Genomic DNA, 23,495 nt, shown 5'->3' on the forward strand with positions numbered 1-23,495 from the left:
TGAAATCACGGTTCGGAGCAGCCGGGATTGCAGCGCCCCACCTCTCACCTCACCTTCGCAACCACCCGCTCCCGCATACCCGCCGCCGCTTGAGGTGAAACGTCGGGGTCGCGTTTGCTCCGCTTGCGGTTTCACACGGTTGGGGCCTTTCCGGGAAAAAACCAGCCGGGATCGCCGCCGGATTCTGGTTCCATCCGATCAGAAGCCTCCAAAGATTCGCAAATCTGACGCAGGCCCTCTTTTATCCAGCGGGCTTGATTGATGCCACCTCGATCCTGTCGCCGCGAATGACTGCTTCCCCACCAGGATGCGATGGTGCCTGTATGATCGCATCCCCTTCTTTCGGATTCCATTGTTCACCCGGATTCCATGCACCAGCGACGATGACCTCTCTACCGATAAACCTCTTGAGGGTCTCCTCAGGAACTGTCGTCGTCGCAATCACAGGCGTGTCGCCCACGAGGAAGTTGTGCCCATTCCATGCCTGCGCACTCTTGACGTCGCTCGGGAAGTGACGCAGCACACCTTTGGCCGTCCTCTCCTCACGGACACTCCCTTGCCCTGAAGCAGGGCTGCGCTTCGATTCGGTTTTATGTTCGGAGCAACCCAGGATGCAGCATCCCATGACGAGAATGGCTGTCGGTTTCGCTTTCATTTGTCGGACACGCAAAGCGCGTGCACCCCTATCAGCGGCGGCGCACATCGGTCATGGGTTGGGTTGGAATCCATAGAAAGCATAGAAACGGTGAGGCTGATGGGGCTTGCCCTGTCTCGGCCTGTTATGCCTCTTCATCGCTGTCCGCATGCCTCGCTCAGACCTCGAACCATTCGACGTAAGCGATAATGTAGTCCGGATCTTGGTCGAGCGACAAGAAAACCTTGAGACCCCCGTTGTGCCATCGCTGGTCGTCGCAGAAAATTCCATCGGCAGACCTTCGAAGTGATTCAAGAACAGGGTGCTTCGATGATCCCCCGATCCGCTTGATCCTGGATTCCCAAGTCGTGCGCCAGTGGGGTTCGATATCCTTGAGGGATTCGGAATCCTTCTCATCCCACTTCGAGTCCTTCCAAAATTCAGGCAATCTGCCCTTGGGAAATCGAATCACAAGATCCATGCGATCATCCATGCCAGCAGTGAAATCTCGATACAACACATCCGGCGCTGGCGTCATGGTGATTCCCACAAGCGACAACGCATCCCCATCCGACTTTGGTTCATTCGCTGAAGTGATGCTGATGCCTGCACTCCGCGATGAACTCGCACTTCCGCCGCCATGGCTTGAAGCTCTCTTGCATCCAGCAAGGAGACAGAACCCAACGAGGGCAATAACCCGGATGGCAGTCAGCCTGTTCATTTTGCACAACGTCACGGGAATGGCGCCGCCGGGTCAACGCCCGATTCAATCAGACGGCTTCCTCGGCATCGATGGTTCGGAGGGGATTCCTGGCCTGCGGAATCGCATCTTGAAAGAACGAAGCGCGCATGCAATTCCGCACCAAATCGCGGAATAGAATAGGGCGAAGAGGGTTCCGAGAAAAATCGGCTCGAAAACCGCATCCGTGTCCGACGCAGCTTCTTCAAGCTCGGCGGCGGTAACGGCGAGTGCCTCAATGGTTCTCCAACTGGTGTCGCACCAGAGGTAATAAAAGAACCAAGTCGCGACCACAGCGACCAGCGTCATGCCGGCGATTACGGACCAGTGCCATCTCCGTAATGCAGGAACGAGCACCAGGAGAGGCGCTGCAAGGAGAAGGGGAATCAGCCACAGGTTCAAACGCGCTGTAATGCGCGCTGCCTCTACTGCCTCTAGGTATTCCGGTCGGATGGCTCCAATTATTGTCTGATCCATGAGGGATAGCCTTACACGCCAGAGTGAGGTTTTTGTGAAGATGGCATGAAATCCAGATGAATTCTCCGCCGAACATCAAAAGCCATGCACCCCTGGCCGGAAGGCGCCCTTCCGACTGCGGGTTGATGGTTCTGCTGCCAGTGATCATCGAAATCAGGTCGGGTCGGGGTTTGTGCGCTCCGGCCTGTCCGCCATCTTATCCCGCTGAATTCGGGTGGCTTTTGTCTCACTTGAAATGGAATCATCCGCAGCATCATCGTGATTCGGATCTCGGAGATTGCCTTGATGAGCTTGTCATCGATTGCCCGAGATTGCAGTGGAAGCCAGAACGCAAAAAAAGCAACACCCCTGCCATTGTGCGGTTCTCCTCATAGATCATTGATAAAATCCCATCGTGAATAGGATGACTCCTCCAGTCGTTGAAATCGAAAGGCCGTATTCCGGATTTTGTTCATGGGTATTCAGGCAATCACATTCGGTTCATGCCCGGATCGCAGAATAGCGTGCGCCAGGATTGGCTCAGGAACGAAGGACGCAGGCAAAACGCTGTGCGCGAAGAATTGTTAGGCGCTCCGGGTTTGCCTGGCAGGATGAAGAGCCAGCCTGATACGCACTTTCCTATTGCTCCTTCTGCATGATCTCCGATTCTTCATCTGCCACGTTCATCGTTATGGTGCGCACTCCAGCGTGCATCAAGGATTCCTGAACAGCGTTGGTAATGCTGGCATCCTGAACCCCATATACCGCAAGATAGACCCCGATCTCGGGGTCATAATCATACTTATTTATGCCCATGAGCTCATCATGCGAAACGATGCGTCCGCTGATCCGGGCCATCTTGTCGGAGTCGATATGAATTTTGTAATACGCTTTCCCTTCGTGCTCGAAAATCGATCTTCTCAAAGCTTCCGCCAAACCAATTTCTGCACTCGGCGGCTCGGCAGATGAAGGTTTGCCGCAACCACAAAGCACGGCGATCAGAACGCAGGTCAGGATCTCTTTCATTTTGTTCATCGAACGTCGAAGTCCTCCTACGCCTGACCGGGGGCGCGACTTCGACTGCGGGTTGAGGGGTGGAATGGTCATGACGGATTGAACTCGGTGCGCGCCAGGCCTTAGGTGCGACTCCTTGTTCTGCTGCTTGGATACAGTAAGTAAGTGCACCGCTAGAACCTTGCAAGGGTGAAGGGATAGCGGACATAAGCACCTGCCATGAAATACACACAACTGAGCAAGGAGGAACGCCACCAGATCACGGCGCTGAGGATAGGGAAGAGGAGTTTTCCGAGATCGGCCGGGCTCTGGGGCGGGCGGCCCGCCGATGCGGAAAGCCGGGCCACCTGCGGCCACTGGGAGGCCTACACCCTCCACGGACCCGGCAAGGACGAGCCGACCGCGCATGACGCACTGCGAGAGCTGATCGGGGAGTGATTGCGAGATCGGCCAAGTTCGGCAGAGTGTCACACGGCCTTTTCCGCCGCCGCCCTGGCCTTCTCCTCCTTCAGGCCGCCGATGAACAGCAGCGCGGCGGCGATGCAGATGCAGGAGTCCGCAACGTTGAACGTCGGCCACCAGCCGCCGCTGGCGGGGGAGATTTTTTCGTAGAAGGGGAGTTTGACGGAAATGAAATCGACCACGTATCCGGAGGAAAGCCGGTGCCAGAGGCTGCCGTCCTTCACCTCTTCGAGAAGGAATCCCTGGACGAGGCGGTCGGTGAGGTTTCCGAAAATCCCGCAGAGCAGCAGGGCGACGGCGATGCGGGAGAGGATGTGATCGAAGGCTCCCTTTTTCCAGAAAACCCGGATCAGTGTGAGGGCGATGATGGGGACGATGAGGAACACGACAGGCGCCCAGTCGGTGCCGTTGCCAAGGCCGAAGGCGACGCCCTGGTTGTGGACGCGGATCCAGCGGAACACCCCGTCGATGATCCAGATCTCGCGGGCGTCATCGGACCATGGGGGCGCGAAGTTCGCCACCGTCCATGCCTTCGTCACCTGATCGAGGATGTAGAGGGGGAGGGTGAGGATGAGGAGGAGGCGCGTCATGAAACCTTAAACTTTAAATGTTAAACCCGAAGGAAGAGCCTTCATTCGCGGTCATTGGCGTCCATTGGCGGTTGAAACGACGTCATCGCAGCGGTGGCAGAGGCCGGAGGCAAGGACCGGTTCGTGTTTGCGGCAGCGGGGGCAGAGGGGGAGTTCGGTTTTCCTCGCGCTGGCGGTGAGCTCGGGGGCTTCCTTGACCGTGAGGCCGGCGATGATGAAGAACTCGGTGGCGAAGTCGCGGTCGTTGAGTTTTTCCAGGAGAAGCGCGTCGGATGCCGGGAGCGTGAGCTCCACGTCGGCTTCGTTGTTGCGGGTGAATTCCTTGGCCTGGATCCTGGCTTCGATGGCGGTCTGCATCGCGGCCTTGATCTGGAAGAGGCGATCGACGTCCCTGCTGACCTGGCTTGGCGCGTGGGCGGGATCCGGTTTCGGGAAATCCTGTTCGTGGATGCTGCCCTCCGTGAAGGGCGCGTGCTCCCATGCTTCGTCGGCAGTGAAGGCGAGGATGGGGGCGAGGAGTTTCGTGATGGTGGTGAAGATCTCGTGCATCGCTGCCTGGGATGCGAGGCGGCGGGCGGAATCCGGGGCGTCGCAATACATGCGGTCTTTCAGGGCATCGATGTAGATGGCGGAAAGATCGGTGGTGCAGAATTGGTTGATCGAGTTGAAGACTTTGCGGAACTCGAAGGATTCGTAGGCGGCGAGGCATTCCTTGGTGACGGTGTGGAGGCGTTCTAGGATCCACTGGTCGAGGAGGGGGATTTGGGATTTGGGATTTGAGATTTGAGATTTCGAAGGATCAAAGCCATCCAAGTTCCCCAGGAGAATTCTCAGCGTGTTGCGTAGGCGGCGGTAGGGCTCGGCGACCTGTTTGAAGAGGTCTTCGCCGAAGGGGACTTCGTTTTGCCAGTCCACGCTGGAGACCCAGAGGCGGACGATGTCGGCTCCGTATTGGTTGTAGAAATGGGCTGCGTCTGTGGGTTTGGCGCTTTTCTTTTCGTCCGACTTGGAGGTTTTTTTCCCGGTGTCCTTGTCGACGACGAAGCCGTGGGTCATGACCGCCTTGTAGGGGGCGTGGCCACGGTATGCGGTGGAAAGCATCAGCGAGCTCTGGAACCACCCGCGGTGCTGGTCGGTGGCCTCGAGGTAGAGATCGGCGGGGCAATGGAGCTCCGGATGGGTGTCCATCACGGCGGCGTGGGAGCAGCCGGAATCGATCCAGACATCGAGCGTGTCCTTGCCCTTTTTCAGGCCGGCGGGGAGGCCGAGCTTGGCGGCAAGTTCGTCATCGGTGCTTTCAAACCAGACGTTGGTGCCTTCGGACTCGACGAGATCGGCGACTTTCAGCGCAAGCCCGGAGGATAGGATGGCCTTGTTGTTTTCATCGAAGAAAACCGGCAGCGGCACACCCCATGTGCGTTGGCGGGAGATGCACCAGTCGGGGCGGGACTCGACGGTGCCGTAGATGCGGTTGCGGCCCCATGCGGGGAGCCATTTCGCCTTGTCGATTTCCGCGAGGGCTTTGTCGCGAAGCCCATCGAGCGAGATGAAGAACTGCTCGACGGCGCGGAAGATGATGGGTGTCTTCGAGCGCCAGCAATGCGGGTAGGAATGCCTGTATTCCTCCTGGCCTAACAGATGGCCGCTTTCCGCGAGGATCTCGATGATTCGGTTGTTCGATTTGAATACGTGTTTTCCGACGAGCTCGGCGAGGCCGACTTCCTCGGTGAAATTCCCTTCGTCATCGACGGGGGAGAGGACGCCGAGGCCGTTCTGCTGGCCGGCGACGTAGTCGTCCGCGCCGTGTCCCGGGGCGGTGTGGACGGCGCCGGTTCCCGTTTCGGTGGTGACATGGTTGGCGAGGATGACTTTCGAGGTGCGGTCGAGGAATGGGTGTTTCGCTTCGGCGCCTTCGAGTTCCTTGCCTTTGATTTCCCGGAGGGTTTCCTTGAGCGCGTAGCCGGTTTTCTGCCCGAAGGCTTCGATGAGCTCGCGGACGACGATCAGAGTCTCTTCGGTTTCGCCGTTGGAGAATTTCCCGACGACGTATGTGAACTCCGGATGGAGGGCGATGCCGAGGTTTGCGGGAAGGGTCCACGGGGTGGTGGTCCAGATGGGGATGCTCGCTTTTCCCGCGAGTTCGCCGATCACAAGCGGAAATTTCACGAAGATCGCCGGGGAGACCTTGTCGGCGTATTCGACCTCGGCTTCCGCAAGGGCGGTCTGGGCGCCGTAGGACCATTGGACGGGCTTCTTGGATTGGTAGATGGAGCCGTTCTCCACGAGCTTGGCGAAGACGCGGAGGATGTTCGCCTCGTAGGCGGGATCCATGGTGAGGTAGGGGTTTTCCCAATCGCCGAAGACCCCGAGGCGCTTGAAGGAGGCGCGCTGGATGTCGATGAAGCCTTTCGCAAACTCGGTGCAGCGGCGGCGGATTTCCGCCGGCTCCAGCCCGGCGGCCTGCTTGACGACCTTGAACTCGATGGGCAGCCCGTGGCAGTCCCAGCCGGGGACGAACGGCGAGTGGAAGCCCGCCATGGTCTTGGATTTCACCACGAGATCCTTGAGCAGCTTGTTGAGTGCGGTGCCCATGTGGACGTCCCCGTTCGCAAAGGGCGGGCCGTCGTGGAGGATGAAATCGGGTGCGCCCGAGGCTTTCCGGGCGGCGGTGATCTTCGCATAGAGGCCGGATTTTTCCCAAATCGCGAGACGCTGCGGCTCGTTTTGCACGAGATCCCCGCGCATCGGGAAGCTCGTCTGCGGCAATGTCAGCGTGTCTTTGTAATTCGGGGCGTTGCTCATGGCGGGCGCGGAAGCTAGCAACCGCATTGCGCGGGGTCAACACCGGGGGATGAGGTGCAAATCGGGGTTGTCGCAGGGCGATCAGGTGCCTAGTGTCGCGGGAGTTTCCGTTCCACAACCCCCACCCGACAGCATTCCCATGGGCATTTTCAAGAAACCTTCCCTCCGCAGCCAACCCAAGCGCGACGACATGCCGGAAGGCCTGTGGTCGAAGTGCCCGGAGTGCGGCGCGATGATCCACGCCCTTGAGCTGAAACAGAATCTCCAGGTCTGCCCCCCCTGCGGCCACCATTTCCTGATGGATTCGATGGATCGAATCTTCCTGCTCGCGGATCAGGGGACTTTCGAGGAAACGGAAACCGGCCTGTTCTCCGCAAACCCGCTCGGTTTCAAGGGCTACGAGGAAAAGATCGACGTCCTGCGCGGCAAGACGAAGATGAACGACGCGGTTGTCACCGGGCGGCTCAGCATCCTTGGCAAGCCGGCGATGATCGCGGTGATGGATTTCAAGTTCTTCGCGGGGTCGATGGGTTCGGTGGTCGGTGAGAAAATCACACGGGCGATCGAGACGGCCATCGCCGAAAAGCGGGGGGTGATCATCATTTCCGCCTCGTCCGGGGCGCGGATGCAGGAAGGGATGCTCTCGCTCATGCAGATGGCCAAGACCTGCGGCGCTCTCGCCCGGCTCGGAGAGGCGGGGCTGCCCTACATTTCCATCCTCACCCACCCGACCACCGGCGGCGTCACCGCATCGTTCGCGACGATCGGCGACATCAACCTCGCCGAGCCCAAGTGCATGATCGGCTTCGCGGGGCCGCGGGTGGTGAAGGAAACGACGCACCAGAACCTGCCGCCCGGCTTCCAGACGGCGGAGTTCATGCTGGAGCATGGCTTGGTCGATGCGATCGTGCCCAGGCACCAGCTGCGCGACAGGCTCGGCAAGCTGCTGGGCTTCATGATGAAGTGAAACGTGGCGGCGGATTGCACCCGCCAAGCCAATCAACAAGCGATGAGCTTCAGGGACTGGCTGCCGATCACGCCAAGGAACAGAATCGCGCTGTGCCTGGCGCTGGCTTCCCTGGTGATGTTCGTGGCGTGGAACTGCCTGCCTTACTACGAGATGGAGGGCGTGCCATCGGAAGGGATCGTGGCGACCGCCGCCTGGCCGGAGTTTTTTTCGCCCGACAATTATGTGTATGTGTTTCAATCCCCCGACATCGAGGGCTTCCTGAATGTCACAGCCAGCCTCGGCCTCATACTCGGCGGTCTGGTTGTGTTGCTGACGGTGCCTCTCTGGCAAATCCTGCACGCTTCCAATTACATACGGTTGCCGCTCGCGGTGCTCAACCTGCTCGGTGGCGCGGTCATATCTTGGCATCTGTTCGATTCGGCGATGGATGATCCCGCACCCTATTGGATCATCACAATTGCGCTCATGGCGCTGAGCCTGTTCGGGGTATCGGCTGCCTTTTTCCTCTTCAGGAACGAGCTCGCCCTGCGCAACGCGCGGGCATCGGGAATGCGATAGGTTGCGGGCCGGGACTCGCGGCGAATCCCTGCCCACTGTTTCAGAACCCGGCGAGGCGCCCGAGCTGGAAGACCAGAAGCGAGGCGACGTAGGCGAAGCCCGACATGAACACGAACTGGCCTGCGGCCCATTTCCAGGAGTTGGTCTCCCGGGCCACCACGGCGGTGGTGGGCAGGCATTGGAGGGCGTAGATGAAAAACACCAGCAGCGAGACGATGCTCAGCGGGGTGAACAGCGGCCTGCCGTCAGGCCAGGTGGCCTGGGCGATGCGCTCGCGGATGCGGGTGCGGGTCTCCTCGTCCTCCTCCGCTTCCTCGACGCTGAATATGATGGCCAGCGAGGAGACGAAGACCTCGCGGGCGGCGAAGGAGGTCAGGATCGCCGTGCCGGTGCGACCATCGAAGCCGAGTGGCTCGACGGCTGGCTCGATCACCTCGCCGATGCGGCCCATGGCGGAGTGGGCGAGGGCTTCGGCGGGGTCTTCGGATTCGCTTTTCGGATAGGTCTGGAGCGCCCAGAGCAGGATGGAGAGGCCGAGGATCAGCGTGCCCGCCTTGCGGACGAAGGCCCAGCCGCGGTCGAGGACATGGCGGAGGATGTAGGGCCACTGCGGCTTGCGGTAGGCGGGCAGCTCCAGCATGAAGTGGGAGGCGGTGGCTTCCGGCCCCAGCTTGCCGCGCAGGATGCGTGCTACGATGAACGCAGTAATGGTTCCCAGCGCATAGACGCCGAAGAGGATTAGCGCCTGTTTCCATGTGCCCTCATCCTCGTGCAGCAGGAGCGGGACGATGAGGAAATAGACGGGGAGCCGGGCGGAACAGCTCATCCACGGGGCGACGAAGATGGTGACCAGGCGTTCCTTCGCGGAGCCGATGGTGCGGGTGGCCATCACGCCTGGGATGGCGCATGCATAGGAGCTGAAGAGCGGCAGGAAGGCTTTCCCGCTCAGCCCGGCCTTGGCCATCACGCCGTCCATCAGGAAGGCGGCGCGAGCCATGTAGCCGGAGCTTTCCAGGAGGCCGATGAAGAGGAAGAGCAGCAGGATCTGCGGCAGGAAGATGAGCACCCCGCCGACACCCTCGATGACCCCATCGACGAGGAGCGAGCGGAAATCGCCCTCCGGCATGAGCGATTCCACCCAGGCGGCCAGCGAGCCTTTCAACCCATCGATCATGTCCATGGGGATGGATGCAAACGAGAAGATGGACCAGAAGACGCAGAACATCACCGCGAGGAAGGCGACCCAGCCGAGGACGGGGTGGAGCAGGATGGAATCGAGCTTGTCGGAAAAGGTGCGCTGGGCGGAATCCGGCCTGCGGGCGGCGAGCTCACAGAGGGCGGCGATGAAGCTGCGGCGCTGCTCTTCCGCATCCTCCGCCCCGTGCAGCCACGAGGCTTCCGAGGGCGGTGGAAAGGGATGGCGCAGCGCCTGTTTCAGGCCGGTGAGGCCTTTTCCGGCATCCGCCTGCATGGGCACGACGGGGATGCCGAGTTCCTCGGAAAGCTTTTCCGGATCGAGCCGCAGCCCGCTTTTTTCCGCCAGATCGACCATGTTCAGGGCGAGCACGCATGGCAGTCCCAGCTCGATGGTCTGGAGGGCTAGCTGGAGGTGGCGCTCGAGGTTTGAGGCATCGACGACGCAGACAACGAGATCCGGCTTCGCGGTGTTTTCCAGCCTCCCGGTGAGGGCGTCGAGGGCGACCTTTTCATCCGGCGAGTCGGCCCGCAGCGAGTAGCAGCCGGGCAGGTCGATGACCTTGAGTTTCTTGCCGTGGGGGTTGTAGGTCTCCCCGGTTTTCAGCGCGACGGTCACGCCGGTGAAGTTCCCGACCCGTTGGTTCTCTCCGGTGAGGGCGTTGAAGATCGTGGTTTTGCCGGAGTTGGGATTGCCGGCGAGGGCGACGCTGGGCGTGTGCTCTGACATGGCCGGGATCAGCGCACGGGTGAAACGAGAACCTGCTCCGCCAGCTCACGGCTGATCGCCATTTTCGCACCGCAGACCGAGCAGAGAAGGTTTCGGCCGTTGGAGATCTTCCGCAGCTGCATCTGCTCGCAGAAGCCCAGATCCCGCAGCCTCTCGCAGGCAGGGCCGGTCAGGCGGCTGATGCGGACATCGCAGTTCAATCCCACCTGGTTCAAGGTAAGTGGCTTTTCCGCTGCAAGTTGAGCCGTGGGTGACATCGCGGGAAAACTCGGTTAATTGAGACTGATTTGCAATAGGAAAATCATATTCCTGGAGAGATCCCGAAGGAGAAAGGTTGTGGAATCCGTGGCAGGCGGCTAAGAAACTGCGCCAGATGAAGTATCCGACGAGATTCCAGCAGAAAACCCTGTGGGGTGCGGCAACCGGCCTTTCCATGCTGGTGCTGGGTTCCTTGCTTGTGGGGCTGGTGTGGCTCATCGGGCAGATCTTCGGCTTCCTCCAGCCGGTGCTGGTGCCGCTGGTGGTCGCTGGCATTATCGCCTACCTGCTGGATCCGGTGGTGCGCATCCTGGAAAAGCGCGGCCTGAGCCGGCTTTGGTCGGTGGTGACGGTCTTCATCGGCATACTCATTGCCGTGACATTGCTCGTCGCCGCCGTGCTGCCTGCCATCCAGGGCGGAAGATCGCTTTTCCGGGATATATTTTCCAAGCCCGTCATCAGCGATGTGGTCGCATCCGGGGACACCGCGCCGACGGCACCGGAGGCCGTGGAGAGCGAGGGGGAGGGGAAACCGGAAGCCGACACGGAAACAGCCAAGGATCTGGCTCCCGCACTCGCCCGCTCGCTGGACAATCTGCGCAAGAAATACCGGGACGGCCCGATCGGCTGGGCGCTGACCGAGGTGGAGCCTTCGGGTGAGCCGATCGCATGGGCGAACGGTGCGCCCGCGCCCGAGTCCCTGGAGTTTTTCTGGCGCACGCGGCTGGGGAAAGCATTGGTGACATACAAGGCGGAGATCCTCGCCTGGCTTTCCGTGGGGTCCACGAAGATCCTCGGCTTCCTGGGGCTGGTGCTGGGGATGATCATGGTGCCGGTCTACCTGTTCTTTTTCCTCAAGGACTCCGCCTCGATCCGCGAGCACTGGCACAGGTACGTGCCGCTCAAGGCATCCCGCTTCAAGACCGAGCTGGTCGAGACCCTCCAGGAAATCAACGGCTACCTCGTCTCCTTCTTCCGCGGGCAGGTGCTTGTCGGCATCATCGACGGGATCCTCGTCGGCCTCGCCCTGTTTTTCTTCGACCTGCCCTACGCCCTGCTCATCGGGGTTTTCATGGCGATCCTCGGCATCATCCCCTACATCGGCAACATCCTCTGCCTCATCCCGGCCTGCATCATCGCCTATCTCCATGCGGAGACGGGCAGCGCACCCTTCGGGCTGCAGCCATGGCCCTACGTCGGCTTCGTGGTGCTGATCTTCGCCGGCGTGCAGCAGATCAACTCCCTGATCACCGCACCGAAGATCGTGGGCGACTCGGTCGGGCTGCATCCGCTGACCGTGATCTTCTCGATGCTGTTCTGGTCGCTGATCCTCGGCGGCTTCGTCGGCGCACTGCTTGCGGTCCCGCTTTCCGCTGCGGTGAAAGTCATTTTCCGCAGGTATTTCTGGGACAAGGCGCTGATGGATGCGGAGACCCGCCCATACGGTGCGTGACGAAAACGTTTTTGGAGAAAGACATGTTTCCACACAGGTGCTACATATCCCCCGATGGCCGCTGACAAAGAGGAAAAACCCAACAAGGAGGACGAGGCGATCACCCAGGCATACGCCAAGACCCGCAAGAGCCTGATCGCCCGCCTCGACAACTGGGAGGACCAGAAAACCTGGGACGAATTCTACCAGACCTACTGGAGGCTCATCTATTCCGTCGCGATCAAGGCCGGCTTGCGCCCCGAGGAAGCCTTCGACTGTGTGCAGGAGACGATCCTTTCCATCGCCAAGCAGAGCAAGAAGAAGCTCTACGATCCCGAGCAAGGCTCCTTCAAGACCTGGCTGATGAATATGACCCGCTGGCGCATCAACGACCAGTTCCGCAAGCGCAAGAAGGACACCGCGATGGTGACTGGGGAATGGGCGGACGACCGCAAGACCGCCGTGATCGACCGCATCGAGGATCCCAACGGGGATGTGCTGGAGAGGCTCTGGGAAGTGGAGTGGAAAAAGGGCATCGCCGATGCCGCCCTCGCCCGGGTCAAGGCCCAGGTCTCGCCGAAGCAATACCAGATCTTCGATTTCTACGTCGTCCGCCAGATGGATGCGGACGAGGTGCAGAAAAAGCTCAACGTCAGCATGGCGCAGGTCTATCTCGCCAAGCACCGCGTCGGCGCCGTGCTGAAAAAGGAACTTGCGAAACTGGAAGATGAGACTGAGTGAAATTTTAAGCTCTGAATTTTAAATCCCAAGGAAGACCGCGAATCCATGCCTCTTTTTGAGGTTTGAAATTTAAGGTTTAAAGTTTTCCCCCCTTATGGCCGCGCCGCACAGGACACATCCCAGCATCCCGGACCACGATGTCCTCCGCAAGATCGGCGGCGGGGCATACGGCGAGGTATGGATGGCGCGGGGCGTCACCGGCGCGATGCGCGCCGTCAAGGTCGTCTACCGCGAGGACTTCGATGACGAGCGCACCTTCGAGCGCGAGTTCGAGGGCATCCTGAAATTCGAGCCGATTTCGCGCGACCACCCCGGCCTGGTCAACATCCTCCACGTCGGACGCAGCCCGGACGGCACCTCTTTCTACTACTACGTCATGGAGCTGGGCGACGATGTCCGCACCGGCCAGGAAATCAACCCCATCGAGTACGAGGCGCGCACCCTGCGCGGCGACGGCAGCGCGGCGGTGCGGCTCGACACCGCACTGTGCATCGATGTCGGCGTACGCCTCGCGGAAGCGCTGGGCCACCTCCATGAGCGCAACCTCGCCCACCGAGACGTGAAGCCCTCCAACGTGATTTTCGTCAACGGCAAGGCGAAGCTCGCCGACATCGGGCTGGTCGCCGCGCGCGACCAGCGCACCTTCGTCGGCACCGAGGGCTTCGTGCCGCCGGAGGGGCCGGGCTCCGCGCAGGCGGATGTCTATTCGCTCGGAAAAGTGCTCTACGAGATCGCCACCGGAAAAGACCGCCTGGATTTTCCGGAGCTGCCCGACGAGCCGCCCACCGGCCTGGAGCGCAGGCGCTGGCTCGAACTCAACAGGATCGTCTGCGACATCTGCGAGCCGCGCATCAGCAAGCGCAGGATCACCACCGCTGCGGGGCTTGCCAGCGCCCTCCACAACCTCCAGCGCGGCAAGCGCCGCCGCCGCGGATTCTCCATCTGGGCCACGACCGCCGTGCTCACCGGCTTCGCCGCATGGGCTTCCTGGATCGCGCTCAAGGACAGCTCGCTGATGCCGTGGAACAAGCCGGCACCGCCCGCCGCGGAGGTGGCGGAAGGCCTGATCCGCGTGGTCACCTCCCCGGAAGGCGCGGAGGTCTTCGACTCGGATGAGACGCTCGTCGGCATCACTCCCACCTCCACGATACGCGCCAAGGTCGGCAGCGAGCTCTCCTATGTGATCCGCAAGAAAGGCTACCGAACGCTCGCCATCACCGCCACGGTGACCGAGGAATCGGTGCGCGAACCCATGCTGGTTTACGGCGAGCTCCAGAATTTTTCCCCACCCGTGCCAGGCGAGAAATGGGAAGATCACCTCGGCGTGACCTACCTTCCCGACGGCGAGGGGCACATCAGCTCCGGCTATGTCGGCGAGAGGATCTGGAAGGATTTCCTGACATCCTCCAAGCGCCCCGCCAACGTGGCCGAATATATCAACGTCACCGAAAACGGGAAACCCCACAAGATCGTCCTGACCTCGGGGCCGGAAATCATCGCTTTCTGCGATTGGGTGCGCGCCGGCGGCATACGCGAAGGCTTCCTGACCACGGATCACGAGGTGACCTCGCTCATCGACCGCTCCTTCTCGGATCCCGCCATGGGCGAAAGGGCCATCCGCGAGCAGCTGCGCCCCTTCCGGACCGTCGTGCGCGAATACAGCTATGGCAGCGTCCAGCTCACCACCGACCCTCCCGGCGCGGAGGTGTACATGAACGGGATCGCGGCCGGGGCGACGGAGCACACCCTCCTCATCCCCAAGGTGAAACCGGGCACCGTGGAGCTGCTCATCGTCCTGGAAGGCTACAAGCCCCTCACCCTCCGCGCCGAGGTCACAGCCGGCCAGAACCTGCCGCTTTCCGCAAAACTCGATAAAAACTCCGGCGCCGTTTTCGGCAAGCCCTGGCAGAATGGCATCGGCATGCGCTTCGAGCCGATGGGGCCCGACCTTCTTGTTTCCACATGGGAAACCCGGGCCAGGGACTACTCGGTCTTTGTCAGGAGAGGGGGTGCGGAAGCGCCCCGGCAGCCGGATTTCGACCAGCAGCCGGATCACCCCGTGATCTATGTTTCCCGCGCGGAAGCCGCCGCGTTCTGCGACTGGCTCACGGAGCGGGAGCGCGCCGAGGAACGAATCGCCCAATCCCACCGCTACCGCCTGCCCACCGATGCCGAGTGGAGCCGCATGGCCGGCCTCGAATTCGAGGTCGGCGAGGGCCCGGGCCAGCGCGATGCGAACAAGCCCAAGCTCTATGCGTGGGGGACGAAATGGCCGCCGCCCGAGGCCTTTGCCAACTACGCGGACTCTTCGGCGGCGGAGCTTCCCGGTGTAAGCGTGGAGCGAGTCATCCCCGGCTACGGCGACGGCCACCCCCGCACGGCGCCGGTGGGCTCTTTCCCACCCAATGAGCTCGGGCTTCACGACATCAGCGGAAACGTCCACGAGTGGGTCTCGGATGACATCTCCACCACCGAGACGAGTTCGCTCGGCGTCGTCCGCGGCGGGGGCTGGAACACCTACGTCCGCGAGAACCTCCTCGTCGGCTGGCGCAACCCGGTGCCATCCTCCGTCCACAGTTCGTACTATGGCTTCCGCATCGTCCTCTCGAAAATCGAGCCGGCGGTCAATCCCCTCGATGTGCCGGAAGCCCCCAAAGACTAGGCAGCATACCGCCGCCGATTTCATCCAACAAAACATCCAATGGTCACAATCAACCTCAGCTACCAGGGCGGCCTCCGCTGCTCCGCCACCCACGCCCCTTCCGGAAACACGATCCAGACCGACGCCCCGCTGGACAACAACGGCAAGGGCGAGGCCTTTTCCCCCACCGATCTCGTCGCCACCGCACTCGGCGCATGCATGGCCACCGTCATGGGCATCGTCGCGGAACGGAAGGGCATCCCCCTGGATGGAATGGAGATCGAGGTGCGCAAGCACATGTCGGAGGACGCGCCGCGCCGCATCGCCAGGCTCGAGGTGGACATACTCATGCCGCTCCCGCAAACCCACCCCGAGCGCAAGCTCCTCGAAAGCGCCGCCCGCGGCTGCCCCGTCCACCACTCCCTCCACCCTGACATCGAGATGGCATTCAACTGGATCTGGGCGTGAAATCCTTGCCTTTGCCCCGGAACCGCGCCACGAATCCCCCGAACATGCACAAAGTCCTCATCATCGGAGCCGGCGGGGTCGGAAGCGTCGTCGCCCACAAATGCGCCATGCTCCCGGAAGTATTCGGCGAGATCACCCTCGCATCCCGCACCCTTTCCAAATGCGACGATATCGCCGCATCCGTGAAAGCCCGCACCGGCCGTGACATCATCACCGCCAAGGTGGATGCCGACAACTCCGATGAAACCGCCGCCCTCATCGCAAAAACCGGAGCAAAACTCCTCATCAACGTCGCCCTCCCATACCAGGATCTCAACCTCATGGACGCTTGCCTCAAAGCAGGCATCCACTACATGGACACCGCGAACTACGAGCCGCTCGATGTCGCGAAGTTCGAGTATTCCTGGCAGTGGGCCTATCAGGAAAAGTTCGAAAAGGCCGGTCTTTCCGCGTTGCTCGGCTCGGGCTTCGATCCCGGCGTCACCAACGTCTTCACCGCCTGGGCGCTGAAGCACCATTTCGACGAGATCCACACGCTCGACATCATCGACGTGAACGGCGGAGACCACGGCCGCGCCTTCGCCACGAATTTCAACCCGGAGATCAACATCCGCGAGGTGACCGCCGAGTGCCGCCACTGGGAGGACGGGAAATTCGTCGAGACCGCCCCGATGTCCAAGCACCAGCCCTTCACCTGCCCGGACGGGGTCGGCACCTACGAGATCTACCGTATGTACCATGAGGAGCTCGAATCCCTTGTGAGGCACATCCCCACGATCAAGCGCGCCCAGTTCTGGATGAGCTTTTCGCAAAACTACATCAACCACCTGCAGGTGCTCCAGAACGTCGGCATGACCCGCATCGACGAGGTGGAATACAACGGCGTGAAAATCGTGCCCCTCCAGTTCCTCAAGGCCGTCCTGCCGAACCCCGGCGATCTCGGCGAGACCACGAAAGGCAAGACCTGCATCGGCAATGTCATCACCGGCGTGAAAGGCGGCCAGCCCAAGGCGATCTACATCTACAACATCTGCGATCACGAGAAATGCTTCGCGGAGGTCGGCTCCCAGGCGATCTCCTACACCACCGGGGTTCCGGCAATGATAGGGGCAAAGCAGATGCTCGAAGGCGGATGGGACAAGCCCGGCGTCTGGAACATCGAGCAGCACGACCCAGATGCCTTCATGGCGGATCTCAACGCCTACGGGCTCCCCTGGCAGTTTGTCGAGCTGTCACCGGAAGACGCCGCGGACTTCCTCGTCGCCTAGGCCCAGGTGCGCTCCGCGCTTGCCGGCGCCCTTGCAATTACATGGTATTGCAAAAAATCAGCGACCGCCCCGAAAATTTCTCTTGTAAGTGGAGGTTCGAACGGCGAAGTTGGGGTCGTGCAAATTTTTAAAAACCTTCTGCTTTTCTCCTCATTACTAGTCGGAGCAGGGTTCGTCCATGGACAGAACACCGTGGTTTTCGAGTTCACCACCGATTCCACGGGGAATTACCGCCAGAATCCTGTCGATGTGACTTTCGATGGCGGCACCTTCGACATGGATGTGCGTGACGGCGAGGCGTTCTTCGATGGTTGCCACTCCTTCCTTTTCTATACCCCAAGCCCGATCTGTCCACTCGGCGCGACAGGATACATCTCGCGTGGAATAGACAACGATCCCCTGCTGCGCGGCCGCGGCCCCTACTTCAGCATCACCGGCATCTCCTCGGCATCCGTGCTCAAGCCCTTCGATGCGAATGCGGCACGCCTCAATTCCGCGCCACCCTCTTTGCTGCCCCGCCCGCTCGGTGGCTTCACGGATCTTAGCCTCAGCGTTTTCTACAACCTCCAGACACCCCTCATCCGCCAATACTTCATATCCCGCTATAGTTTCACCCGCGGATACACCGCTGCGGATCGCAGCCTCTTCGACGGCGAAATCGTGCCAGGCACCTACATTTACAACTTCGCCAGCATCATCAATCCTACCAAACCCGTGGTTCTGACCATCAACCAGTTCCCGAAACTGGACGGTTACCGCAAGATCAACAGCCAGAGGCAGGGCTTGCGTTTCCTCAACCTCACCTACGACGATGGCTTCGCCGTCCTCAATCCCTTCGATCTCAATGTGGTCAGCTGGGAGGGCAACGTGAATAACCTCATCGCCCCAGGCGTAGACAACCTTTTCTTCTCGATCAAACCTCTCGCGGATCCCACCGACCCCCTCTCGGATCCCGTGCAATACGACGGCCAAGGCCCGTTTCTCCCTGATGGGTCGCCCAACCCCACGGTGGCGATCTTCCCCAATTTCGTCGGGTCGAGCGCAAGCCGGGTTCTACTGCCGAGCCCCCTCGACACTAGCTACATCATCCCGCCGAATTTCATCGATCCGGGACAAACCGGCATCATCGACCTGGAGCTTGCGATTTTCCGCCCCACCAGCCCTGTCGCCTACGAGAATTCGACACGCCGTTTCAGGCTCCCCGTGAAAGTAATCAACCCGTTTTTCGGCGCGATCGCAGCCGCATTGCCAGCCAACGCGACTGCCGCCGAGCGGGCTGCGGATTACGACTTCGACGGTGACGGATTCAGCAATTTCGCGGAGTGGACCTTCGGATCGAATCCTGCGGACAGGAACAGCACACCGGGATCCCCAGGGGTCAAGGTGGTCAGCAGCACCGGCACTCCGGCCACCCGCATGGCTGCCGATGAGACATCCTCTTCCGCCCTGCAATACTCCGTGACGAAACTTACGAATCCCGTCCCCAAGCTGAAATACACCATCGAATACAGCAAGGACATGAACACCTGGCAAACGGTCTCCGCAGGCAACCCTTCCTGGGTGGTCACGGAAACCGCGAAGGAGCTGAAAGTCACCGGCTCCGGGACGAACCAGGATGTCGGGGGATTCTTCCGCACCAAGGTCGTTCCGCTCAACTGAACAGGGCAAGCCCCCTGGCTTCCTCACAGACAGGCCGCACCCCATAAGGTCGTGCGGCCTTTCTCATTGGCAACTTTCCCTGCGGCGGATCAGCCGAGGTTCGTGTAGACGTCCTGAACGTCATCATCGTCCTCGATCTTGTCGAGCAGGGCCTCCACATCCTCCATCTGCGCTTCGGTCAGCTCGATGGGTTGGGTGGGCAGGCGCTGCAGTCCGGATTTCGTGGTGGCGATTCCCATCGCCTCGACAGCGGCGTTCAGGCTGTTGAAGGAGGTGTAGTCGCCGATCAATGAAACGATCCCTTCGTCCACCGACATTTCCTCAAGACCTGCGTCGATCAGCTCGAACTCGAGCTCCTCGAGATCCTTGCCTTCCGGAACCGGGAACTCAATGACGGTCTTGCGGTTGAACATGAAGTTCAGCGCACCGCTCGGCACGATCTCGCCGCCGTTTTTCCCGAGGATGACCTTGAGGTTGCCTACGGATCGGTTCGTGTTGTCCGTGGCGCACTCGATGTAGAACAGCGCGCCGTGCGGCCCCTTCGCCTCGTAGGCGACCTCGGTGATGTCCGCGGCATCGTGGCCGGATGCCCGCTTGATTGCGTTCTCGATGTTTTCCTTGGAGAGGTTCGCCGCCTTCGCGTTTTGGATCGCGACACGAAGCGAGGCGTTGGATTCCGGATCCGGCCCGCCGGCCTTGGCGGCTAGGGTGATGGATCTGGATAGCTTCGGGAAAACCTTGGACATCGTCGCCCAGCGCGACTCCTTGGCCCGTCTCCTGCACTCGAACGCCCTGCCCATGATGCCGTGGAAATCAGTTGGTCACGCGCATTGGCATGAGCACGTAGAGGAAGGAGCCGTCGATGCGGAGCACCCCGGGGCTCATCTCGTCGATGAGGTCGAGGTAGACGTTGTCGGTGTCCAGCGCGCGCAGCGGCGCCTGGAGGAACTCCGGGTTGAACGCGATCTGCATGTCCGGGCCGGTGTAACCGACCTCAAGGGTTTCCTGCGCCTCTCCGACATCCGGGGAGTTCGCGGTGACCTCGATCTGGTTTTCCGTGAAGATGAGTTTCACCGAGTTCGACTTGTCGGAGGAGAGCAGGGAGACGCGGCGGGTGGTTTCAAGCAGATGCTCGCGGGAGATGATGACGCGCTCGTTGCTGTCGCCCGGGATGACCTGACGGTAGTTCGGGTAGTTGCCCTCGATGAGCTTGGAGGCGAGGAAGGTATCTCCCACGGTGAAGGAGATCTGGCTGTCGCTGAGCTTCACCTCCACCTCGCCGGAATCCCCGAGCAGGCGCTGGATTTCCGCCACCGCCTTGGAAGGTATGATCACATCCGTCTCGTGGGAGGCGGGGAACTCGAGATCCATGTCCGCCATGGCGAGACGGCGGCCGTCCGTGGCGACGAGGGCGAGCTTGCCCTCGCGGAAGGAAGCGAAGATGCCGTTGAGCACGTAGCGCGTCTCATCCGTGGAGATCGCGAACGCGGTCTTCTTCAGGCCGCTTTTCAGATCCGCCTGCGGGATCCTGAAGGTCTTCGCACCGGCAAAGTCAGGGAGCGGCGGGAACTCGGAATCGCTCAGCCCGATGATCTTGAAAGTGGACGGGCCGCTCTTGATCGTGGCGTAGTTTTTCGCATCGACGCTTACCTCGACCTCGCTGGAAGGGAGTTCCTTGACGATGCTCACGAGGCGCTTGGCGGGAAGCGTGGTCGCGCCTTCCTTGTCGATGGATGCCTCTACCGAGCCGGTGATGCCGACATCAAGGTCGGTTGTGGTGAAAACCAGCCGCCCGTCCTTTGCGACAAGCAGGACGTTCGATAGGATGGGAAGGGTGGTGCGGGAGCTGACGACGTGCTGCACTTTCTGCAAACCTTCTAGGAAAACGTCTTTTGAGATCTTGAACTTCATAGGGAAAAGGCACGGATGCGCTTGCCAAGAGTTTCGGTTTCCAGACCTCATTGGCAAGCCCGCAGTCACGGGAAAACCAAGAATATTCCAGCCCCGGCCACAAGATATGGTGGTGGCGCGGAAATCAGGCACATTTTTTGGGTTTCGGGGCTCATGGCGATTGCCGGAAAATTTCGCCTCGCACCAAGGCCGCGACTGAGGATAGTTTCCCCGCATGAACCGCCTGTTGCCAACGGCACTGCTCCTCCTGCTCCTCACCGCGTTCCGCATCATCGGAAGCGCGTTCCCGGAAACGCTGCCCAATTTCCAGCCGCTCGCAGCCCTCTTCTTCTGCGGTGCACTGCTTGCGAAGGACTGGCGCGCATGGGCCATCCCGCTGGGCGCATGGGCGCTGACCTATCCTGCTCCAGCGTTGATTTCAGGGAACCCCACATACCTGACGCTCGGCGTGATCCTCGTCACCGCGTTCGCCTTCTCCGCCACGTTCCTCATCGGGAAAAAACTTTCCGGGACGGGGATGGCAACCTTGCTTGGCGGCTCGGTGGCGGCCGCGCTCGCCTTCCACCTCATCACCAACGGAGCCGCATGGATGGCCAGTCCACTCTACCCGAAAACCCCCACCGGCCTCTGGCAATCCCTCTGGGCAGGCCCGGCGGGAAGCCCCATCCCGTCATGGGTCTTCCTGCGCAACATGACCTGCGCGAACCTCCTTTTCACCGCGATCTTCCTCTCGGCACGTTTCGCACTTCCGCAAGCGCGCATCTCCGCCACGCAGCCTGCAAGCGCAAGATAATCCTTGCCGCCAAGCGCCGCCGCCTTTACCCAGCCACCGTTCCCAGCCAATCCACAGACACACATGTCAGCCCTCGATTTCGCATCCTCGCCCATCAACCAATCGCTCACCCCCGAGGCGAAAATCGGACTCTACACGAAGATGGTGCGGATCCGCCGCTTCGAGCAGGTGTCCCTCGCCCACTACCAGAAGCCGGGCCGGATGGGTGGTTTCCTGCACCTTTACATCGGCCAGGAGTCGGTAGCCGTCGGCACCCTCTCGCTGTGCGGGGAAAACGACCACAACATCACCGCCTACCGCTGCCACGCCCACGCACTGGCCTCCGGCATGAACATGAACGAGTGCATGGCCGAGCTTTTCGGGAAACAGACCGGCTGCTCCAAGGGCAAGGGCGGCTCGATGCATTTCTTCGCTCCCGACAAGAATTTCTGGGGTGGCCACGGCATTGTCGCCGGCCAGACCCCGCTCGGCCTCGGCCTTGCCTATGGTCTGAAATACCTTGGGAGAAAGGGCGCCGCCCTCTGCTATCTCGGCGATGGCGCGGTGAACCAGGGCGCATACCATGAATCGCTCAACCTCGCCGCGCTCTTCGAACTGCCCGTCATCTATGTCATCGAGAACAACGGATACTCCATGGGCACCTCCCAGAAGCGTTCCTCCGCCTTCACCGGCTGCCTCGCCCAGCGAGCCGAAGGCTACGGCATCGAGTGGGATGTCATCGATGGCTCGGATATCTACGAAGTCCGCGCCAAGACCCAGATCGCCATGGAGCGCGCGAAAAACGAGTCCAAGCCGACCATCCTCGAGATCGACACCTACCGCTACTACGGCCACAGCGTCGCCGATGCGAACGCGCAGAAATACCGCACCCCGGAGGAAATCGAGAACTACAAGAAGAACCACGACCCCATCGCCGTGTTCCGCGCGAAGCTCGTCGCCGAAGGCATCCTCACCGATGAGCAGGCGGATGCCATCAGCAAGGCCGCCAACGCCGAGGCCGCCGAGGCGGTGAAATTCGCCGAGGACGCACCCGTCCCGAACGTCGCGGACATCTCCACGGATGTGTATTGGGAAACCGACAACAACACCGAAGCCTCGAAGATCGGCCACCATTTCTTCGCCTGACCCCAGATTTCCCAGAAATTTTCCCCATCCCAAGACATGCGCACACTCACCTACCGCGAAGCCCTCCGTGAAGGACTTGATGAAGAACTCGCCCGCGACGAAAACGTTGTCATCCTGGGGGAGGAAGTCGCCCAATACAACGGCGCCTACAAGGTCACCCAGGGGCTTTGGGAAAAATGGGGCGACAAGCGCGTCGTCGATACCCCGATCTCCGAGGCGGGCTTCATCGGGATGGGCATCGGCGCGTCCATGCTCGGCGTCCGCCCGGTCATGGAGCTGATGTTCTGGTCCTTCCACTCGGTCGCCTTCGATCAGCTCGTCAACAACGCCGCCTGCGTCCGCTACATGTCCGGCGGCCTCATCAACGTGCCCATCGTCGTCCGCGGCCCGGCCAACGGCGGCACCAATGTCGGCGCGACCCACTCCCACATCCCGGAAGGCCTGTTCGCCGCGTTTCCCGGCCTCAAGGTCTGTGCACCGGCCACCCCCGCCGATGCGAAAGGCCTCATCAAGGCGGCGATCCGCGACAACGACCCGGTCTATTTCATGGAGAACACCCTCCTCTACGGAAACTCCGGTGAGGTGCCCGATCCCTCCGAGGGCGATTTCGTCATCCCGCTCGGGAAAGCCGATCTGAAGCGCGAGGGCAAGGATATCACCCTCATCGCCCACGGCCGCTCCGTCCTCCACTGCCTCGAAGCCGCCGAGACGCTCCAGAAAGAGCATGGCATCAGCGCCGAGGTGCTGGACCTCCGCTCCATCCGCCCGCTCGACGTCGATGCGATCCTCACCTCCGTCGCCAAGACCCACCGCGTGGTCCTCGTCGATGAATCAAAACCCTTCGGCGGCGTATCCGCGATGGTTTCCCATCTCATCCAGGAACACGCCTTCGATGAGCTCGATGCCCCGATCAAACGCGTCTGCACCATCGACGCTCCCGCGATCTACTCCCCACACATCGAGAACGAGCAGCTCCCGAACCCGAAGCGGATCGTCGAGAAGGTGCTTACGATCGTGTGATCAGGCCTCCGCCAACTGGGTTGGCGAATA

23 protein-coding genes are annotated in these 23,495 nt (G+C 61.1%); 13 read left to right on the forward strand and 10 right to left on the reverse strand.

The annotated features are described in order from the left end of the window. Nucleotides 1–241: 241 nt before the first annotated feature. The gene (locus HZ994_11960; GenBank protein ID QTN33004.1) at nt 242–655 is read right to left on the reverse strand and encodes a hypothetical protein; all 414 of its coding nucleotides are present in this window, start codon (nt 653–655) and stop codon (nt 242–244) included. A 20-nt stretch (nt 656–675) separates the two neighbouring features. On the opposite strand from HZ994_11960, the gene HZ994_11965 reads away from it, so the two are divergent. After that, the gene (locus tag HZ994_11965) at nt 676–837 is read left to right on the forward strand and encodes a hypothetical protein (protein ID QTN33005.1); all 162 of its coding nucleotides are present in this window, start codon (nt 676–678) and stop codon (nt 835–837) included. Here the strand turns inward: HZ994_11965 and HZ994_11970 are convergent. The 3 genes from HZ994_11970 to HZ994_11980 form a co-directional block, all read right to left on the reverse strand. Further along, nucleotides 813–1,355, reverse strand: a complete 543-nt coding sequence (locus tag HZ994_11970) for a hypothetical protein (protein QTN30774.1) — start codon at nt 1,353–1,355, stop codon at nt 813–815. The genes HZ994_11965 and HZ994_11970 overlap by 25 nt on opposite strands. Nucleotides 1,356–1,400: 45 nt before the next feature. Beyond that, a complete protein-coding gene (locus HZ994_11975) occupies nt 1,401–1,850 on the reverse strand; it encodes a hypothetical protein (protein ID QTN30775.1) in 450 nt (149 codons plus the stop codon). A 618-nt stretch (nt 1,851–2,468) separates the two neighbouring features. Beyond that, complete coding sequence (locus tag HZ994_11980; GenBank protein QTN33006.1) at nt 2,469–2,855, reverse strand: hypothetical protein; 387 nt, start codon at nt 2,853–2,855, stop codon at nt 2,469–2,471. Between the two features lie 207 nt (nt 2,856–3,062). On the opposite strand from HZ994_11980, the gene HZ994_11985 reads away from it, so the two are divergent. Next, on the forward strand, nt 3,063–3,281 hold the full coding sequence (locus HZ994_11985) for a hypothetical protein (GenBank protein QTN33007.1): 219 nt from the start codon (nt 3,063–3,065) through the stop codon (nt 3,279–3,281). 29 nt (nt 3,282–3,310) lie between these two features. Here HZ994_11985 and HZ994_11990 read toward each other — a convergent pair whose 3' ends face one another. Together HZ994_11990 and ileS are read right to left on the reverse strand one after the other, a co-directional pair. Next, nucleotides 3,311–3,895, reverse strand: coding sequence for a signal peptidase II (locus tag HZ994_11990; GenBank protein QTN33008.1), 585 nt, complete (start codon nt 3,893–3,895; stop codon nt 3,311–3,313). Between the two features lie 51 nt (nt 3,896–3,946). Beyond that, complete coding sequence (gene ileS, locus HZ994_11995; protein ID QTN33009.1) at nt 3,947–6,697, reverse strand: isoleucine--tRNA ligase; 2,751 nt, start codon at nt 6,695–6,697, stop codon at nt 3,947–3,949. A 139-nt stretch (nt 6,698–6,836) separates the two neighbouring features. On the opposite strand from ileS, the gene HZ994_12000 reads away from it, so the two are divergent. Further along, nucleotides 6,837–7,664, forward strand: a complete 828-nt coding sequence (locus tag HZ994_12000) for an acetyl-CoA carboxylase carboxyltransferase subunit beta (GenBank protein QTN33010.1) — start codon at nt 6,837–6,839, stop codon at nt 7,662–7,664. Between the two features lie 42 nt (nt 7,665–7,706). Next, nucleotides 7,707–8,225, forward strand: coding sequence for a hypothetical protein (locus tag HZ994_12005; protein QTN33011.1), 519 nt, complete (start codon nt 7,707–7,709; stop codon nt 8,223–8,225). 40 nt (nt 8,226–8,265) lie between these two features. Here the strand turns inward: HZ994_12005 and feoB are convergent, their stop codons facing one another. Together feoB and HZ994_12015 are read right to left on the reverse strand one after the other, a co-directional pair. Continuing rightward, a complete protein-coding gene (gene feoB, locus HZ994_12010; GenBank protein ID QTN33012.1) occupies nt 8,266–10,149 on the reverse strand; it encodes a ferrous iron transport protein B in 1,884 nt (627 codons plus the stop codon). Between the two features lie 8 nt (nt 10,150–10,157). Then, the gene (locus HZ994_12015) at nt 10,158–10,406 is read right to left on the reverse strand and encodes a ferrous iron transport protein A (protein ID QTN33013.1); all 249 of its coding nucleotides are present in this window, start codon (nt 10,404–10,406) and stop codon (nt 10,158–10,160) included. A gap of 116 nt (nt 10,407–10,522) precedes the next feature. Here HZ994_12015 and HZ994_12020 point away from each other — a divergent pair, with 116 nt between their 5' ends. From HZ994_12020 to HZ994_12045, 6 genes are all read left to right on the forward strand, one after another. After that, on the forward strand, nt 10,523–11,860 hold the full coding sequence (locus HZ994_12020; protein ID QTN33014.1) for an AI-2E family transporter: 1,338 nt from the start codon (nt 10,523–10,525) through the stop codon (nt 11,858–11,860). Between the two features lie 54 nt (nt 11,861–11,914). Next, the gene (locus HZ994_12025) at nt 11,915–12,580 is read left to right on the forward strand and encodes a sigma-70 family RNA polymerase sigma factor (protein QTN33015.1); all 666 of its coding nucleotides are present in this window, start codon (nt 11,915–11,917) and stop codon (nt 12,578–12,580) included. Between the two features lie 94 nt (nt 12,581–12,674). Then, complete coding sequence (locus HZ994_12030; protein QTN33016.1) at nt 12,675–15,242, forward strand: SUMF1/EgtB/PvdO family nonheme iron enzyme; 2,568 nt, start codon at nt 12,675–12,677, stop codon at nt 15,240–15,242. Nucleotides 15,243–15,281: 39 nt separating this feature from the next. Next, nucleotides 15,282–15,689, forward strand: coding sequence for an OsmC family protein (locus HZ994_12035; protein ID QTN33017.1), 408 nt, complete (start codon nt 15,282–15,284; stop codon nt 15,687–15,689). A gap of 44 nt (nt 15,690–15,733) precedes the next feature. Continuing rightward, nucleotides 15,734–16,957, forward strand: a complete 1,224-nt coding sequence (locus HZ994_12040; GenBank protein ID QTN33018.1) for a saccharopine dehydrogenase family protein — start codon at nt 15,734–15,736, stop codon at nt 16,955–16,957. 192 nt (nt 16,958–17,149) lie between these two features. Next, nucleotides 17,150–18,616 (forward strand): hypothetical protein, encoded by a 1,467-nt coding sequence (locus tag HZ994_12045; protein QTN33019.1) that lies wholly within the window; start codon nt 17,150–17,152, stop codon nt 18,614–18,616. 89 nt (nt 18,617–18,705) lie between these two features. On the opposite strand, the gene HZ994_12050 is transcribed toward HZ994_12045, so the two are convergent. Then, on the reverse strand, nt 18,706–19,416 hold the full coding sequence (locus tag HZ994_12050) for a YebC/PmpR family DNA-binding transcriptional regulator (protein QTN33020.1): 711 nt from the start codon (nt 19,414–19,416) through the stop codon (nt 18,706–18,708). A gap of 13 nt (nt 19,417–19,429) precedes the next feature. Beyond that, the gene (dnaN, locus tag HZ994_12055; protein ID QTN33021.1) at nt 19,430–20,527 is read right to left on the reverse strand and encodes a DNA polymerase III subunit beta; all 1,098 of its coding nucleotides are present in this window, start codon (nt 20,525–20,527) and stop codon (nt 19,430–19,432) included. Between the two features lie 214 nt (nt 20,528–20,741). On the opposite strand from dnaN, the gene HZ994_12060 reads away from it, so the two are divergent. The 3 genes from HZ994_12060 to HZ994_12070 all read left to right on the forward strand — a co-directional run bounded on the left by HZ994_12060 (nt 20,742) and on the right by HZ994_12070 (nt 23,465). After that, nucleotides 20,742–21,320 (forward strand): hypothetical protein, encoded by a 579-nt coding sequence (locus tag HZ994_12060; protein ID QTN33022.1) that lies wholly within the window; start codon nt 20,742–20,744, stop codon nt 21,318–21,320. 63 nt (nt 21,321–21,383) lie between these two features. Then, nucleotides 21,384–22,445, forward strand: a complete 1,062-nt coding sequence (locus tag HZ994_12065; protein QTN33023.1) for a pyruvate dehydrogenase (acetyl-transferring) E1 component subunit alpha — start codon at nt 21,384–21,386, stop codon at nt 22,443–22,445. A gap of 36 nt (nt 22,446–22,481) precedes the next feature. Further along, the gene (locus tag HZ994_12070; protein QTN33024.1) at nt 22,482–23,465 is read left to right on the forward strand and encodes an alpha-ketoacid dehydrogenase subunit beta; all 984 of its coding nucleotides are present in this window, start codon (nt 22,482–22,484) and stop codon (nt 23,463–23,465) included. The last annotated feature ends 30 nt before the right edge of the window (nt 23,466–23,495 follow it).

The organism is Akkermansiaceae bacterium (assembly GCA_017798145.1).
In the GTDB taxonomy this organism is placed as follows: Bacteria; Verrucomicrobiota; Verrucomicrobiia; order Verrucomicrobiales; family Akkermansiaceae; genus Luteolibacter.

Coding starts and splice junctions, on each gene's coding strand:
- HZ994_11960 (QTN33004.1), bottom strand. CDS start 655: ATGAAAGCGAAACCGACAGCCATTCTCGTCATGGGATGCTGCATCCTG.
- HZ994_11970 (QTN30774.1), bottom strand. CDS start 1,355: ATGAACAGGCTGACTGCCATCCGGGTTATTGCCCTCGTTGGGTTCTGT.
- HZ994_11975 (QTN30775.1), bottom strand. CDS start 1,850: ATGGATCAGACAATAATTGGAGCCATCCGACCGGAATACCTAGAGGCA.
- HZ994_11980 (QTN33006.1), bottom strand. CDS start 2,855: ATGAAAGAGATCCTGACCTGCGTTCTGATCGCCGTGCTTTGTGGTTGC.
- HZ994_11985 (QTN33007.1), top strand. CDS start 3,063: ATGAAATACACACAACTGAGCAAGGAGGAACGCCACCAGATCACGGCG.
- HZ994_11990 (QTN33008.1), bottom strand. CDS start 3,895: ATGACGCGCCTCCTCCTCATCCTCACCCTCCCCCTCTACATCCTCGAT.
- ileS (QTN33009.1), bottom strand. CDS start 6,697: ATGAGCAACGCCCCGAATTACAAAGACACGCTGACATTGCCGCAGACG.
- HZ994_12000 (QTN33010.1), top strand. CDS start 6,837: ATGGGCATTTTCAAGAAACCTTCCCTCCGCAGCCAACCCAAGCGCGAC.
- HZ994_12005 (QTN33011.1), top strand. CDS start 7,707: ATGAGCTTCAGGGACTGGCTGCCGATCACGCCAAGGAACAGAATCGCG.
- feoB (QTN33012.1), bottom strand. CDS start 10,149: ATGTCAGAGCACACGCCCAGCGTCGCCCTCGCCGGCAATCCCAACTCC.
- HZ994_12015 (QTN33013.1), bottom strand. CDS start 10,406: ATGTCACCCACGGCTCAACTTGCAGCGGAAAAGCCACTTACCTTGAAC.
- HZ994_12020 (QTN33014.1), top strand. CDS start 10,523: ATGAAGTATCCGACGAGATTCCAGCAGAAAACCCTGTGGGGTGCGGCA.
- HZ994_12025 (QTN33015.1), top strand. CDS start 11,915: ATGGCCGCTGACAAAGAGGAAAAACCCAACAAGGAGGACGAGGCGATC.
- HZ994_12030 (QTN33016.1), top strand. CDS start 12,675: ATGGCCGCGCCGCACAGGACACATCCCAGCATCCCGGACCACGATGTC.
- HZ994_12035 (QTN33017.1), top strand. CDS start 15,282: ATGGTCACAATCAACCTCAGCTACCAGGGCGGCCTCCGCTGCTCCGCC.
- HZ994_12040 (QTN33018.1), top strand. CDS start 15,734: ATGCACAAAGTCCTCATCATCGGAGCCGGCGGGGTCGGAAGCGTCGTC.
- HZ994_12050 (QTN33020.1), bottom strand. CDS start 19,416: ATGGGCAGGGCGTTCGAGTGCAGGAGACGGGCCAAGGAGTCGCGCTGG.
- dnaN (QTN33021.1), bottom strand. CDS start 20,527: ATGAAGTTCAAGATCTCAAAAGACGTTTTCCTAGAAGGTTTGCAGAAA.
- HZ994_12060 (QTN33022.1), top strand. CDS start 20,742: ATGAACCGCCTGTTGCCAACGGCACTGCTCCTCCTGCTCCTCACCGCG.
- HZ994_12065 (QTN33023.1), top strand. CDS start 21,384: ATGTCAGCCCTCGATTTCGCATCCTCGCCCATCAACCAATCGCTCACC.
- HZ994_12070 (QTN33024.1), top strand. CDS start 22,482: ATGCGCACACTCACCTACCGCGAAGCCCTCCGTGAAGGACTTGATGAA.